Origin of the sequence: Streptococcus sp. 27098_8_66 (assembly GCF_041431945.1) — a bacterium.
Lineage (GTDB): Bacteria > Bacillota > Bacilli > Lactobacillales > Streptococcaceae > Streptococcus > Streptococcus dentalis.
Window position 1 is genome coordinate 89,781 of sequence record NZ_JAPVYS010000004.1, and the last position, 14,971, is coordinate 104,751.

Here is a 14,971-nt window from a genome sequence, read left to right on the forward strand (position 1 = left end):
AACAATTGTGTTTCAGTCACTTTTATCACGGCGGAAAGTTTCAGTATATGTTTGAATGAGCCTATTAGTATGTATCAGTTTTAATTATTCTATATCACTTAAGTTGTTTTAAGTAAAAAAATTTATCTACATTCTAAATCCTAGCTGTTTATCAGCTAGTTTTTTTAAAATCTTACATAATGAAAATATTTGAAAGTTGTTGAAAAGGATTCGCTTTTAAATCTGATTTTCAGTAGGTCCTCCTTTTTAAAAGTGCTATAATAGAGGCAATGAATGATTTGGGAGGATACGCATGCGTAAACGTGAAAGTGCAGATTCGTGTACAACGATTCTAGTCGGAAAAAATGCTAGCTATGATGGTTCGACCATTGTAGCACGAACAGAGGATTCTCAAAATGGCGTTTTTACGCCCAAGAAATTGATCGTGGTCAAACCGGAAGATCAACCGCGTCATTACAAGTCTGTTTTATCAACTTTTGAAATCGACTTGCCAGATAATCCAGTTCGCTATACAGCGGTTCCAGATGCCATTCCTAAAGACGGGATCTGGGGAGAAGCTGGGATCAATGTCTATAATGTAGCCATGAGTGAGACAGAGACCATTACGACCAATAGCCGTGTGCTAGGGGTAGATCCCCTAGTAGAGAGTGGCATCGGTGAGGAAGACATGCTGACCTTGGTCTTGCCTTATGTTAAGACCGCCCGCGAAGGGGTCTTGCGTCTCGGAAAGATTTTGGAAGAGTACGGAACTTATGAGTCTAACGGGATCGCCATTTCAGATGTGAATGAAATCTGGTGGTTGGAAACCATCGGAGGTCACCACTGGATGGCGCGCCGTGTCCCTGATGATGCCTATGTGACCAACCCGAACCAACTGGGAAGTGATTATTTTGAATTTGGCAATCCCGATGAGTTTCTTTGTGACCCGGATCTTGAACATTTTGTCACAGAGCACCATTTGATTCTGGATCAAGAAGGGAAAGGTTTTAATCCACGCTATGCCTTTGGTAGCCAAAAAGACAAGGATCGCCACTACAATACACCGCGGGCTTGGGCCATCCAGCGTTTCCTCAATCCTGAAATCGAGCAGGATCCACGGAGTTTTGAGATTCCTTGGTGTCAAAAACCCTATCGCAAGGTGACGATTGAAGATGTCAAATATGTCTTGAGCAACCACTACCAAGACACTATCTACGATCCCTATGGCCCTGAAGGAGATCACGTGAGTCAGCGGACCTTCCGGACGATCGGGATCAACCGGACCAGCCAGACAGCGATTCTGCAATTGCGTCCCAATAAACCACAAGAAACGACAGGTATCCAATGGATTTCTTATGGCTCCATGCCTTACAATACAGCCGTCCCTTTCTTTACCCAAGTGGATACAACGCCAGACTACTTTGCCAATACGACGGCTAAGGTAACAACGGATTCCTTCTACTGGGCCAACCGGATTATTGCAGGACTAGCAGATCCTCACTATGCTCACCATGTTGGTGATTTGGATGATTACCAAGAAACAACAATGGCCTGGGGACATGCGCGCATCAATAAAGTCGATCGTGCACTTGCAGCAGGTGACACCGTTGATTTTGAGGCGGAAAACCAAGCTATGAGTGATCAAATCCAGGAAGCGACAGATCAACTCTTGGACAAGATTTTGCTCGATGCTAGCAACCTCATGACCAATCACTTCTCCTTGAGTGATTAAAAACTGTGTATTTTCAGGTAGTTTACAAGATATTTTCAGAAACGATTGACAAACTTTTGAGAATCGATTAAAATAGAGAAAATTATATACGACCGAATGAAGTTTGCAGGAGCGTGAGTGACTGTGAATGGACGGAACTCTGGAGAGACCAGAAATGGCACCGAAGGGGCAAGGTAGAGGATGCATCTACTCAAACTCTCAGGTAAAAGGACAGAGCGAAAGATAGGGGAAGTTCCCTATTTTAAGCAGGACCAGAGTACATGTTTGACATGTGCTCTTTCTTTTTCTCTTTTCTGTCGAGCGGTCGATGAAAAAGGAGACAGAAAATGGATCATGTATTGCAGTTTTTTCAGCAGATCGATAATTTAGTGTGGGGCGCCCCCTTATTGGTGCTCTTGGTAGGAACAGGGATCTACCTGACGCTTCGCTTGGGATTGCTTCAGATACGCTACCTTCCAAAAGCTTTTCGCTTGATCTTTACAGAAGATGAGGGACACGGGGATATCTCGAGCTTCGGAGCCCTTGCGACAGCTCTAGCGGCTACTGTAGGGACGGGGAATATTGTAGGGGTAGCTACAGCGATTCAGACAGGTGGCCCAGGTGCCCTCTTTTGGATGTGGATGGCAGCCTTCTTTGGAATGGCGACCAAGTATGCAGAAGGGTTCTTAGCCATTCGTTATCGGACCAAGGATGACAACGGTCATATCTCAGGTGGTCCCATGTACTACATTCTTCACGGGATGGGAGAGAAGTGGCGACCATTGGCTATTTTCTTTGCGGTTGCAGGAGTGTTGGTAGCCCTCTTTGGGATCGGAACCATGACCCAGGTTAATTCCATTACGGGATCCCTTCAAGCAAGTTTTGGAACAGCTCCAGAAGTAGCTAGTGTAGTGATTGCTCTGGTGGTTTCGACCATCATCTTTGGAGGGATTCACTGGATTTCCAAAGTCTCTGAAAAAGTGGTTCCTTTTATGGCTGCTGCCTATATCTTTGCGACTGTCACGATCATTGCCTTGCATCTGGACCAATTGCTTCCAGCCTTGAAATCGGTCTTTTCGGGTGCTTTTACAGGGACTGCAGCCATGGGAGGTTTCACAGGAGCAACGGTCAAAATGGCTATCCAAAAAGGGGTGGCGCGTGGAGTTTTCTCTAATGAATCTGGTCTCGGATCTGCACCCATTGCAGCAGCAGCGGCGAAGACCAATGAGGCCGTCGAGCAAGGGTTGATCTCCATGACGGGAACCTTTATTGATACCATTATCATCTGTAGTTTGACAGGACTTTCACTCTTGGTTTCAGGTGAGTGGATGGCTAAGGGCAGCACGAGCACCCTGACTCAGGATACGTTTACAGGCGTCTTTGGTCCAGTCGGAGGTATCATTCTAACGCTATGCTTGGTGCTTTTTGCGACCACGACTATTCTTGGATGGTCTTATTACGGAGAGCGGTGTTTTGAATTCCTATTTGGTGTCAAACATATCAACCTCTATCGGACCTTCTTTGTCTTTATGGTTGGACTGGGAGCCTTCCTTAAGCTGGATCTGGTCTGGGTGATCGCGGATATTGTGAATGGGCTGATGGCTTTGCCCAACCTGATCGCCCTTTTAGCTCTCTCCCCTGTCATCATCAAAGAAAGCAAACAATACTTTAAGAAATAAGAAAACCCAGATCGCGAGATCTGGGTTTTCTTGTCTATTTGAGATAGGCTCATTTAATAGCGTTTTTCTTTTGGCCAGCTGCTCATTTCGGCGATGGCAGTGAAGAGCACATCTGTCGAAGAGTTGAGGGCTGTTTCGCAAGAGTCTTGGATGACCCCGATGATAAAGCCGACGCTGACGACTTGCATGGCCAAATCATTGGTGATACCAAAGAGGCTACAAGCAACAGGGATGAGAAGGAGAGATCCTCCAGCAACTCCAGATGCTCCACAAGCAGAGATAGCCGCTACGACACTCAGGATGAGCGCCGTTCCAAAGTCAACCTGAATGTGCAAGGTATTGGCAGCAGCTAGCGTCAAAATATTGATCGTCACGGCTGCGCCTGCCATGTTTACAGTTGAACCAAGTGGAATGGAGACAGAATAGGTGTCCGGATTCAGCCCCAACTCTTCACAGAGACGCATATTGACAGGGATATTGGCTGCAGAACTTCGAGTGAAGAAGGCTGTTACCCCACTGACACGGAGGCATTTAAAAACTAGGGGATAAGGGTTCTTGCGGATCATGAAAAAGACGATCAATGGATTGATGACCAGGGCTACAAAAGCCATGGTACCAACCAAAACAAGTAAGAGAATCCCGTAGTTACTAAGGGCACTGAGCCCTTGGCCAGCGATGGTCGTGAAGACCAAGCCTAAGATCCCAAATGGAGCTAGGTTGATAATCCACTCAACAATTTTTGAAGTGATGTATGCTAGGGTTTGCAGGAGGTCTTTACTGTGTTCACTCGCCTCTCTCATAGCGATCCCAAAGACAGTTGCCCAAGAAAGGATCCCGATGTAGTTAGCTTGCTGCAAGGCGTTGACCGGGTTGTCGACGATCTTGAGCAAGAGGTTACTAATCACTTCGCCAATCCCGTTTGGAGAGGATCCTTCAGCGGCCTTTCCAGTCAGGGTAATGGTGATCGGGAAGATGTAATTGACCAAAACAGCAACGAAGGCGGCTGCAAAGGTTCCTAGGAGATAGAGGACGATGACCTTTTTCATATTGGTCTCTGTCCCTTTTTGGTGTTGGGAGAGGGCATTTGCGACGAGCGCAAAGACCAGAAGGGGTGCGATCGCACGGAGCCCCCAACAAAGAACTCTCCTAAGAGTCCAATGCCAGTTGCTTTCGGGAAGATAAGTGCTAGGATGACTCCAAGTACAATCCCGATTGCGATCCTTTTCATAAGGTTGGTTTTATTCCAAGTTGTAATCAATCGATGAATCATGTAGGACCTCCTTAAAAAATAATTAAGGAATATTATACGATAGTTAGGGGGGGAAAGCAATGAAATTTTCAAAAAATAGCCTTATTTCCGAATATTTGATATAATTATACTATTCTTTGGTAGAAAGGCCCGAATAAATGAGTCAAGCTTTCCAACGTTATTTCAGTAAAATAGATTGGACAAAGATTTTTGATGATCTGATATCAAAATGTATTTCTCTGATTTTTGTCTTTCTTTTATTTTTTATCGCTAAAAAGGTCATCCATAGCCTGGTCAAGCGGATATTAACCCCTTCCTTTAAGTATACGGTGCAGGATGAAGCCCGTAAAAAAACGATTCTCCGTTTGGTTGAGAGCCTCTTAAACTATTGTTTGTATTTCATCTTGATCTACTGGATTTTGTCGATTCTGGGTCTTCCGGTCTCTAGTCTCTTGGCTGGTGCTGGGATTGCTGGGGTGGCGATTGGGATGGGAGCCCAGGGCTTTCTTTCCGATTTGGTCAATGGTTTCTTCATCCTTTTAGAACGCCAGCTGGACGTGGGAGACAATGTTCGTCTCACGAATGGGTCTATTAATATTGCCGGCATCGTCAGTAGTGTCGGGATTCGGACGACCCAGGTACGGGACTTTGATGGGACTCTCCACTTTGTTCCGAATCGTAATATCACCGTCGTCAGCAATCTCTCACGCGGCGATATGCGCGTACTGATCGATATTCCGCTAGACGCAAATACCGATCTCGACAAGATCTATCAGGTGATTGCTCAGGTCAACCAGTCAGAACAAGACAAACACCCAGAAGTGTTGACAGGTCCTACGATTTTAGGCCCACAGATCGAAAAAAATGGTCGTTATTCCTTCCGCATCGCTATGACTGCGCAAAATGGAACCCAGACGACTGTCTATCATACCTACTATAAACTCTACCATGATGCCTTGATGGAAGCAGGGATTAGCCTACCGACAGGAAAGAACGGGATCATGTAACACAAAAAAGAGGCTGGGACAAAAGTCCTAGCCTCTCAATTATTTTTTGATTGTCGAGCAAGACGCAGTGGTTGAGTGGGCTCTACTACGCTGATTTCATCAGCTTTTACAGCCCTACTCAACTGTGCGGAGGTGGGACGACGAAATCGAATTCTAACGAATTACCGATTTCTGTCCCACTCTCTTTTTTGGTCTATTTTAAGTGGCAGTATTTGAAATCCAGCTTTTTAATCTGGTCCCAATTTTTTCGAGCCTCTGGTGGCAAGACGATGAGTTGCTTGCGCAGCATAGTCGTGATTTCAAGATTTAAGGATTCGATCGGGAGGGCAATGGCTACGGAACTTTTTGCCCTTTGGATCTTGTCCATGCAACATTCAATATGATGGCAAGCTGCGCCGGTCTGTGATTGACGGCTAGCTGCGATTTCTTGTCGCATATTGGAGAGTAATTGGACCAATTCAGACTTAAGGAATTCGATCGTATCTGATTTTTCTTGAGCTAAAAGAAACATAAGCACACCTCCTTTTGCTATAGTTTAATACTAATTTATTAAAAATGCAAGGGGGTAAAGTAAAAAAAATAAAATTTTTTTAGAAAAAGATACAGAAAAAGAGAGGGCTTACATCTCCCCACTACAGAAGGTCGAACCCCTTGTCTTAAAAATGGCTTTCCTCACTTGGGACGGGGTGTCTTGACAGAGGTCTGTAACTACAAAAAAACTCCTGAAACATACTGGTTTCAGGAGTTGAGAGGCTTTGACCCGAAGGTCTCAAAGAAAAATATCGATTGATTATACAAGACCTTGTGCAATCATCGCATTTGCGACATTTTCAAAGGCAGCGATGTTGGCACCTGCAAGGTAATCTTTACCAAGACCGTAAGTTTCTGCAGTTGTTTTAGCAGTGTTGAAGATGTTGGTCATGATGTCTTTCAAACGTCCGTCCACTTCTTCGCGTGTCCATGAAAGACGTTGGCTGTTTTGGCTCATTTCAAGAGCAGATACAGCAACCCCACCAGCATTAGCTGCTTTAGCAGGTCCGTAAAGGATACCATTTTCTTTGTATACGTTGATGGCATCGATGTTACTTGGCATGTTTGCTCCTTCAGAGACAACTTTCACACCTTGAGCGACCAAACGTTTTGCAGCATCGCCATCGATTTCATTTTGAGTTGCACATGGAAGAGCGATGTCATAGTTACCAGCATAAGTCCATACAGAACCTTCGTAGTAAGTAGCAGTTGGTTTTTCAGCAGCGTATTCAGTCAAACGTGCACGACGTTTTTCTTTGACGTCTGTAAGAAGGTCGAAGTCAATACCGTTTTCGTCGATCACGTAACCGTTTGAGTCAGATACAGAGATAACAGTTGCACCAAGTTCAGTTGCTTTTTGAAGAGCGTATTGAGCAACGTTACCAGAACCTGAGATCACGACTTTCTTACCAGCAAAGCTGTCGCCGTTTGCTTTGAGCATTTCTTCAGTGTAGTAAACCAAACCATAACCAGTTGCTTCTGGACGGATCAAGCTACCACCGAAACCAAGAGGTTTACCAGTCAAGACACCAGCATCAAATTGGCGAAGGCGTTTGTATTGACCGTAAAGGTATCCGATTTCACGTCCACCAACCCCGATATCACCAGCTGGGACATCAAGAGAAGGACCGATATGTTTTTGCAATTCCGTCATGAAGCTTTGGCAGAAACGCATCACTTCAGCGTCTGTTTTTCCTTTAGGATCGAAGTCAGATCCACCTTTACCACCACCGATAGGAAGACCAGTCAAGACGTTTTTGAAGATTTGTTCGAAACCGAGGAATTTTAAGATCCCTTGGTTAACAGTTGGGTGGAAACGAAGACCACCTTTGTAAGGACCTACAGCAGAGTTGAATTGAACACGGTAACCACGGTTTACTTGGATGTTTCCTTCACGGTCAACCCAAGGAACACGGAAAGAAATTACGCGTTCAGGTTCTGTAATACGAGCCAAAATGTTTTCTTCGATGTATTCAGGATGTTTTTCAAAAACAGGTTCCAAAGTGCTGAGGAACTCTTCAACAGCTTGAAGGAATTCAGCTTCGTGGCCATTACGAGCTTTTACAGTTTCGAAGGTGCTTTGGATATATTCTTTAGCAGTTGTCATGTTAATTCTCCTTTGTGAATGAAACGAAAACCAGCAAACCCGCTAGGGGAGTGGTTTTGAGACAGTTGACAAACAATGTCATGTTTTTTTACATGGATCATTATAGCAGACTTTTTTTGGCTTGTAAAGAAAAAAGTTGAATTTTCTGAAAATTTTATCACTAGTAGGAAAGTCCGAATGTTTGGAAGAATTTTTAGCTTTGATTGTCCGGAAGCTTCCAAGTGATGGTATAATGAAAGAAGAAAATAGAGAGCATCCCGAACGATTCTGTTGGTGGTGTTTCAAAAAAGGAGTACAAGATGGTATCGACAAAGACGCAAATTGCTGGTTTTGAATTTGACAACTGCTTGATGAATGCGGCAGGTGTAGCCTGTATGACCACTGAGGAATTAGAAGAAGTGAAGAACTCAGCTGCTGGGACCTTTGTGACCAAGACAGCGACCTTAGAATTCCGTGCTGGTAATCCAGAGCCACGCTACCAAGATGTGCCGCTTGGTTCGATCAATTCGATGGGGCTACCTAACCAAGGGTTGGACTATTATTTGAATTACTTATTAGAGTTGCAAGAAACGGATCCTGACCGGACTTTCTTCTTATCTCTCGTCGGCATGTCTCCTGAAGAGACCCATACCATCTTGAAAAAGGTGCAAGACAGTGACTTTAAAGGTTTGACAGAATTGAACCTATCTTGCCCCAATGTCCCTGGGAAACCTCAGATCGCCTATGATTTTGATACGACAGATCGGATCTTGTCTGAGGTCTTTGCCTATTTCACCAAACCTCTAGGGATCAAGTTGCCACCTTATTTTGATATCGTTCATTTTGATCAAGCAGCAGCGATCTTTAACAAATACCCGCTCAAGTTTGTCAACTGCGTCAACTCAATCGGAAATGGCCTCTACATTGAGGATGAATCCGTGGTGATCCGTCCGAAGAACGGATTTGGTGGGATTGGTGGTGAATACATCAAACCAACGGCACTCGCCAATGTCCATGCCTTTTACCAACGTCTGAATCCAGAAATTCAGATTGTGGGGACTGGGGGAGTCTTGACTGGTCGCGATGCCTTTGAGCATATCCTTTGTGGGGCTAGTATGGTGCAAATCGGAACGACGTTGCATAAAGAAGGAGTAGGAGCTTTTGAACGCATCACTGCGGAGCTCATAGTCATCATGGAAGAAAAAGGATATCAAAGTCTGGAAGACTTCCGTGGGAAATTGCACTACATTGACTAATCATTCGAAAAGAACTTCCTCAAGTGGAAACTTGGGGAAGTTTTTTATGGTTTCTCGTCAAGAGAGAACATTCTGTTCCTAGTTTTAGGAATTTTCTATTTTTATAGAGAGAAAAAGGTGTACAATAGAGGTGCAAAGGAAGGTGATTTCTATGGAAGAAAGGGACGTGATTCAAGAGGCAAGGACGAAGATCACCCTTCTTCAAACAGCCTTTTCTAAAGGATTCACTCCCAGTCCAGATGCCCTTCGATTTCGAGAAAATCTAGATCAGATGTTGAAAGGTTTACGAAAGGCTAGGCGGGTAGACAATCGTCTGTTGATTGAGATGGAAAAGTTTTATCAGACCGCCAGTCTATTGATTGGTCTGGGTGGGCTAGCTTTGAACGAAGAGGCCTTTCAAGCTTGGCGAGCTTATGATCACTGGCATTACGAGGTTGTGAAGCCTCAGTTACAGGTCTATGGACCGACGGTAGTTTTATAGTTGATGTGCCTTGAGTTTGTCTACAGATATTCAGAGGAGGTGTTGGTCATGGTAGTCCTTCATGATTTTCTACATCAGTTAACCCTATCGTTTTGGAACTTCTATTACTCGCTCTTTTTCTTATTTGAAAAATAAGAAGGATTGAATCCCTTTTACATATAGTAGAAGGGATTTTTGATGCAGAATCCTTGAAAATCTGAGGCTCTTGGATTATGATGGAGCTAATAGATAAGAAGCGTTCCTTGTGGGGAATGCAGGAAGCGAGGAAAAAAGATGGCAGAGATTTATCTAGCAGGTGGCTGTTTTTGGGGCTTAGAGGAATATTTTTCACGGATCCCCGGTGTAGAAGAGACGACGGTGGGCTATGCCAATGGCCAGGTAGAAACGACCAACTACCAACTGATCAAGGAAACGGATCATGCAGAAACTGTTCAGGTCATCTACGATCCAGATAAAATCACCCTACGAGCGATTCTGCTCTACTATTTCCGGGTGATCGATCCCCTGTCCATTAACAAGCAGGGAAATGATCGAGGCCGCCAATATCGGACTGGTGTTTATTACCTAGATGAGGCAGATCGTGAAGTGATCGCCCACCTGTTTGCTGAAGAAGAGAAGCAACTGGGCCGCAAAATTGCGGTTGAGTTGGAACCCTTGCGCCACTACATCCTAGCTGAGGACTACCACCAAGACTACCTCAAGAAGAATCCTGGAGGCTATTGCCATATCGATGTGACGGATGCTGAGCAGCCCTTGATTGATCCGTCAGCCTATCAGAAGCCAGATCAAGAAACCTTAAAGGCGAAACTGACAGCAGAACAGTACCAAGTCACCCAAGAAAGTGCGACGGAACGCCCGTTCCACAATGCCTATGATCAGACCTTTGAAGAGGGGATCTATGTGGATATTACGACGGGGGAGCCTCTCTTCTTTGCCAAGGATAAGTTTGCATCTGGCTGCGGATGGCCAAGTTTCTCCCGTCCCATTGCCAAAGATGTCGTCCACTATTACCAGGACCATAGCCATGGAATGGAGCGGATCGAAGTTCGTTCCCGCTCGGGCAATGCCCATCTCGGCCATGTCTTCACCGATGGACCCAAAGACCAAGGTGGCCTTCGCTATTGCATCAATTCGGCCTCTTTGCGCTTTATTCCAAAAGAAGAGATGGAGCAAGAAGGCTATGGTTATTTGTTAAAAGCATTGAGATAATAGAAAAAGCATCTTAGAAACTTTCCTTAGGTGAGTACGGACGTCAGCGAACTTCGAAGAAGTTCCATGACTTTGTTTTGAACCTAAGGTTTCAAAACTCCCGAGTGCCAGAAACATCACTGTTTCAGGCACTTTTCTCACAGCGGAAAGTTTCAGTAGATGCTTGCACCAGTTGAAAATCGTGATGATGTTTTCCGGCGGTTTACTGCAGATGATTTATGTCAAAAAGTTCCTCTGCATTCTAAGGGGAGGAAGCCTCTTTTATAAATTTTAGAAACGAAAGAAAAACTAAAATATAGTGTTCTCAATAAAGGTAATCTATGCTATAATAAATATCATTTTCATGAAATTCCAAATTAAAAAAGTAGAGATGAAATTATGAAATATTTGAAACATACGATTGCCTTGCTATGTTTTTCCTTTATGGCTTTATTTGTTGTAGTAATGGCTGCGATAAAAATTACAACCTTATTCAGTGGGAGCATTACCATCTTTTATAGTATCCAGCTAGCTCTTGAGGTGTTGCTGAGTCTTGGGATCATCCTCTGGATGAAACGGGAAAAACTTCCGATAACGTTTACCGCTTCAAAATGGAAGTGGTCTTATCTGATTTACTTTTTCCTTATTTTCCTTTTAAATATGATGACGATGTGGATTGCTACAATATTTCAAAACTATATTGTTCCCGCACCAAATGATTTATTACCTAGACTACCAGATTCAGTGTTTTTGAAGGGAACTGGTATAGTAGTTTTTTTGAAATTCGTTCAGTCTATTATGACTGGTCCAATTTTGGAAGAACTACTTTGCCGTGCCTATGTGATGAATGCCTTTTTTAAAAATAGTCGCTTTCATTTAGATGTATTAGTATCAGCTCTGCTTTTTTCAGGGCTTCATCTTGCGTTTGTGTTTCGCGATCCGATCTCCTTCCTGCTCTTTTTTGTTGGAGGGGTATTCTTAGCAGAAATTTATAAAAAACACAGGGATCTACGATTGGTTATCCTCTTGCATGCTTTTTACAACTTTTTACCTTACTGGAAACCAATTTGGATCTTCGTCTACAATTATATCTACTGGCATTTTTTGGTGTGACAAGTCTATTGTTTCAGTAGTAAATCATTTAGAAGTTCTGTTTTGCAGAACTTTTTTTCTCCTCTGGAAATTTGTGATACAATGAAGAGAAAGTATTTCAATGACAGCTCAATTTGTTGGCGGATCATTGGAGAAACTAGGTACGAAGAAGAGGTAGGAATGTTAGAGAAGTGGGAGAATGTGAAAGGGATCATCAAAAAGATGGGGAAAGAGCTATCGGCAGCCTTTGACTGGGCTTTTGATCGTCTCTTTTCAAGGATTCAGCTGACCAATGAACAGTTTATCTATGTGCTCTTGTCTGTCGTTTTTATCGTGGCCAATGCCATCTTATGGGTGCAAAAGTTCCAAGGCTTTCCGATCACCGCAACCGAATGGCCAGAGGTTGTGTACAAGGCAAAAACACCGGCTGATCAGATTCCTCATACAGCGCGGATCATGGCCAATGGAGATCAGCTCTATCATGATTTGGTCTATATGAGCGCGCAAAAAGAAGATGGGACCTATGATTTTCATGAAAATTATGAGTATGTCAAACCCTGGCTACAAAAGGCGGATCTGGTCTTGGGCGATTTTGAGGGAACCATTAACCCCAATTACTATTTGTCAGGTTATCCCCTCTTTAATGCGCCGAGCGAAGTCGTACCAGCCATCAAGGATGCTGGTTATGATGTCATGGATTTGGGACACAACCACATCCTGGATTCAGGTCTAGAAGGGGTCTATTCGACAGCCAAAGCCTTTGAAGATGTAGGCATCACCCCTGTCGGTGTCTACACGCATGAAAAGAGAGGCCAGGCCCCCTTGGTGATCAAGGAAGTGAATGGCATCAAGATTGCTATTCTAGCCTACGCTTATGGGTTTAATGGAATGGAAACGACCCTTACTCCAGAGGAGCAAGCAGATGTCTTGTCTGATCTGGATGAAGAGCGGATGAAGGCGGAGATCCAAAAGGCGGAGCAAGAGGCTGATATTACTATCGTCATGCCCCAGATGGGAATTGAGTACCAGTTGGAGCCAACAGAAGAGCAAAAAGAACTCTACCACAAGATGGTTTCTTGGGGAGCTGATATCGTCTTTGGTGGGCATCCCCATGTTGTAGAGCCTGCTGAAGTGGTCAATAAAGATGGTCAAAACAAGCTTATCATCTACTCGATGGGGAATTTCCTGTCCAATCAGCGTCTGGAAACTATGGGAGATGTGGAGACTGCCCAATGGACAGAGCGAGGGGTCTTGATGGATGTGACCATCGAAAAGGTTGGTCGCAAGACAAAGATCAAGACAGCTACTGCTCATCCAACCTGGGTCAGTCGGACTCCGAAGGGCACCTATTCTCCTGAAGGCTATGACTTGTACAAGTACCAGACCTATATCTTGGAAGATTTTATCCAGGGTGGCAAATACCGCAACAAGCTGGATGAGGAGACCAAGGAGAGAGTGGACACGGCCTACCGAGAAATGAAGGAACATGTTCACTTGGACTGGCCTCAGAGTGGAAAGGAATAGAGCATGGAAGGAAATGTGAACTGGATCCTGCTTGGGATCCTAGGATTGATCGTGGTGATTTGGGCAACCAAATTTCTTACGGCCATCCGTCTCAAGCAAAAGCTGAAGAAGGCTTGGGATGGAGCGCCTTTCTTTCGCAAGAAAGATACAGAAGAAAGTTTGATAGACAGCCTGGCTTATCCGGCTAAGGGAAAGACGATCGATAGCCAAGTGGATGATCAGACCTGGCATGATTTGGCTTTGGATTCGGTCTTTGATCAGCTCAACTATACCCAATCGAGCCTTGGGGCAGAAGCTCTCTATCAAAACATGCGCCTGCTGGAATTCCAGCTTCAGGACCAGCTTCATGACTTAGAAGCCTTCTTTGAAGAGCATCCGGATTTGCGGCTCAAGGTCCAGGTCATTTTCAACCAACTGGGCAAGAAGAACCACAACATGGCGCGTAGCATTGTCGCAAATCCCGGCAAGCGTTATGCAGGTTTGCCCCTCTATCTAGCCTTGGCCTGCCTTCCTATTCTCTGTCTCTTTGCCATCCCCTTTGAGCCAGTCGGGGCCATTACCCTCTTGGTGATCAGTGTGGTCTTTAATATCGTCTTTTCGAGTTTGCGCAATTGGTCCAATAGAATCCGTCTGGACAATGTTAGCTATCTGGTCCGCATCTTTGCTTCGGCAGAACGCTTGAGCCATCTAGCCTTGCCACAACAAGAAGAACTCAAGCAGGCAGTCAAACCCTTTAAGAAAACGCGGATCCTTGCCAGTGTCTTACAGAGTCCAACGGGGACCTCTGAGATGGAAATTATTCTCCTCTACATCAACGTCCTCTTTTTACTCCCGCAGATCGCTCAGGTTTATATTTACAATCAGGTGAAGACTCATCAAAAAGAGGCCCAGAAGCTTCTGGATCTCCTAGGAGAGATGGAAGTCGCCATTAGTCTCTTGCGCCACAAGCGAGACCTAGAAGTGGTCTGCCAGCCAGTCTTTACGGAAACGGGTGGCATTGAGGGTGAGACGCTCTATCATCCCTTGCTGTCTAATCCGATTGCGAATGATGTGCATTTTCAAAAAAACATGGTCATCAGTGGGGACAATGCGTCCGGGAAATCGACCTATTTGAAAACTGTCGCCATCAATGCCATTCTGGCTCAAGGATTAGGCTTTGCCTATGGTGAAAGATTGGCTCTTCCCTATGGTCATGTCCTAACGGCTATGGATGTGAGTGATGACATTGAAGTTGGAGATAGCTACTTTATCACGGAGAGCAAAGCTATTTTGCGCATGATTCAGCATCTGAAAAAGCCTGGTTTTCACTACTTCTTTATTGACGAGCTCTTTAAGGGGACCAATACCATCGAGCGGATCGGATCAGGCCTTGGGATTGTCCGCTGGTTAGCTGCTCAAAACTGCCTCTACATGATTTCCAGTCATGATATTGAGCTGGTCGCAGCTTCTGGTGAGGTCAATGATAATTACCATTTTGACAGTCGTTATGTGGATGGCAAGATCGTCTTTGACTACCAGATCAAGCCAGGGTCAGCCGTGACCAAGAATGCGGTCAATACCCTAGAAAGTCTGCATTATCCAGAGGCGATCACGCAAACAGCCAAGGACTTGATTGACCAGTATGAAGAGACGGGACACTGGTCTTTGAAAGAAATTGAAAAAGAATGAAAATAAACGAAGGAGTTTGTA

General features: G+C 44.6%; 11 protein-coding genes, 1 pseudogene and 1 riboswitch. Of the genes and pseudogenes, 9 read left to right on the forward strand and 3 right to left on the reverse strand.

Annotation, left to right across the window (positions count from 1 at the left end; genetic code table 11):
* Nucleotides 1-292 precede the first annotated feature (292 nt).
* Together O3642_RS04720 and O3642_RS04725 are read left to right on the forward strand one after the other, a co-directional pair.
* Entirely contained in the window at nt 293-1,711 is a 1,419-nt protein-coding gene (locus O3642_RS04720; RefSeq protein WP_371605511.1) for a C69 family dipeptidase, read from the forward strand.
* A 129-nt stretch (nt 1,712-1,840) separates the two neighbouring features.
* Nucleotides 1,841-1,935: riboswitch (glycine riboswitch) on the forward strand.
* 102 nt (nt 1,936-2,037) lie between these two features.
* Nucleotides 2,038-3,369 carry an alanine/glycine:cation symporter family protein gene (locus O3642_RS04725; RefSeq protein WP_371605512.1) on the forward strand — a complete coding sequence of 444 codons (1,332 nt, stop codon included), beginning with the start codon at nt 2,038-2,040 and terminating at the stop codon, nt 3,367-3,369.
* 53 nt (nt 3,370-3,422) lie between these two features.
* On the opposite strand, the pseudogene sstT reads toward O3642_RS04725, so the two are convergent.
* Nucleotides 3,423-4,639: pseudogene (sstT, locus tag O3642_RS04730) on the reverse strand (serine/threonine transporter SstT).
* 137 nt (nt 4,640-4,776) lie between these two features.
* Here sstT and O3642_RS04735 point away from each other — a divergent pair.
* Nucleotides 4,777-5,625 carry a mechanosensitive ion channel family protein gene (locus tag O3642_RS04735; RefSeq protein WP_155128142.1) on the forward strand — a complete coding sequence of 283 codons (849 nt, stop codon included), beginning with the start codon at nt 4,777-4,779 and terminating at the stop codon, nt 5,623-5,625.
* A gap of 193 nt (nt 5,626-5,818) precedes the next feature.
* Here O3642_RS04735 and O3642_RS04740 read toward each other — a convergent pair whose 3' ends face one another.
* Together O3642_RS04740 and gdhA are read right to left on the reverse strand one after the other, a co-directional pair.
* Nucleotides 5,819-6,136, reverse strand: a complete 318-nt coding sequence (locus tag O3642_RS04740) for a hypothetical protein (RefSeq protein ID WP_151378949.1) — start codon at nt 6,134-6,136, stop codon at nt 5,819-5,821.
* A gap of 279 nt (nt 6,137-6,415) precedes the next feature.
* On the reverse strand, nt 6,416-7,762 hold the full coding sequence (gdhA, locus tag O3642_RS04745; protein WP_003004977.1) for an NADP-specific glutamate dehydrogenase: 1,347 nt from the start codon (nt 7,760-7,762) through the stop codon (nt 6,416-6,418).
* 299 nt (nt 7,763-8,061) lie between these two features.
* Here gdhA and O3642_RS04750 point away from each other — a divergent pair, with 299 nt between their 5' ends.
* From O3642_RS04750 to O3642_RS04775, 6 genes are all read left to right on the forward strand, one after another.
* Complete coding sequence (locus O3642_RS04750; RefSeq protein ID WP_155170235.1) at nt 8,062-8,997, forward strand: dihydroorotate oxidase; 936 nt, start codon at nt 8,062-8,064, stop codon at nt 8,995-8,997.
* Between the two features lie 124 nt (nt 8,998-9,121).
* Nucleotides 9,122-9,478: a helicase BlpT gene (locus O3642_RS04755; protein WP_151378950.1), complete on the forward strand. Its 357-nt coding sequence runs from the start codon at nt 9,122-9,124 to the stop codon at nt 9,476-9,478.
* A 273-nt stretch (nt 9,479-9,751) separates the two neighbouring features.
* The gene (msrB, locus tag O3642_RS04760) at nt 9,752-10,687 is read left to right on the forward strand and encodes a peptide-methionine (R)-S-oxide reductase MsrB (RefSeq protein WP_155170231.1); all 936 of its coding nucleotides are present in this window, start codon (nt 9,752-9,754) and stop codon (nt 10,685-10,687) included.
* A gap of 378 nt (nt 10,688-11,065) precedes the next feature.
* Nucleotides 11,066-11,779, forward strand: coding sequence for a CPBP family intramembrane glutamic endopeptidase (locus tag O3642_RS04765; protein WP_155170229.1), 714 nt, complete (start codon nt 11,066-11,068; stop codon nt 11,777-11,779).
* A gap of 159 nt (nt 11,780-11,938) precedes the next feature.
* On the forward strand, nt 11,939-13,282 hold the full coding sequence (locus O3642_RS04770; RefSeq protein WP_155170228.1) for a CapA family protein: 1,344 nt from the start codon (nt 11,939-11,941) through the stop codon (nt 13,280-13,282).
* 3 nt (nt 13,283-13,285) lie between these two features.
* On the forward strand, nt 13,286-14,950 hold the full coding sequence (locus O3642_RS04775) for a hypothetical protein (RefSeq protein ID WP_371605513.1): 1,665 nt from the start codon (nt 13,286-13,288) through the stop codon (nt 14,948-14,950).
* Nucleotides 14,951-14,971: the final 21 nt, after the last annotated feature.

Excerpts from the sequence above, each read along its gene's own strand:
- O3642_RS04765 (WP_155170229.1), top strand. The coding sequence starts at position 11,066 with ATGAAATATTTGAAACATACGATTGCCTTGCTATGTTTTTCCTTTATG.
- O3642_RS04735 (WP_155128142.1), top strand. The coding sequence starts at position 4,777 with ATGAGTCAAGCTTTCCAACGTTATTTCAGTAAAATAGATTGGACAAAG.
- O3642_RS04770 (WP_155170228.1), top strand. The coding sequence starts at position 11,939 with ATGTTAGAGAAGTGGGAGAATGTGAAAGGGATCATCAAAAAGATGGGG.
- msrB (WP_155170231.1), top strand. The coding sequence starts at position 9,752 with ATGGCAGAGATTTATCTAGCAGGTGGCTGTTTTTGGGGCTTAGAGGAA.
- O3642_RS04775 (WP_371605513.1), top strand. The coding sequence starts at position 13,286 with ATGGAAGGAAATGTGAACTGGATCCTGCTTGGGATCCTAGGATTGATC.
- O3642_RS04720 (WP_371605511.1), top strand. The coding sequence starts at position 293 with ATGCGTAAACGTGAAAGTGCAGATTCGTGTACAACGATTCTAGTCGGA.
- O3642_RS04725 (WP_371605512.1), top strand. The coding sequence starts at position 2,038 with ATGGATCATGTATTGCAGTTTTTTCAGCAGATCGATAATTTAGTGTGG.
- gdhA (WP_003004977.1), bottom strand. The coding sequence starts at position 7,762 with ATGACAACTGCTAAAGAATATATCCAAAGCACCTTCGAAACTGTAAAA.
- O3642_RS04750 (WP_155170235.1), top strand. The coding sequence starts at position 8,062 with ATGGTATCGACAAAGACGCAAATTGCTGGTTTTGAATTTGACAACTGC.
- O3642_RS04740 (WP_151378949.1), bottom strand. The coding sequence starts at position 6,136 with ATGTTTCTTTTAGCTCAAGAAAAATCAGATACGATCGAATTCCTTAAG.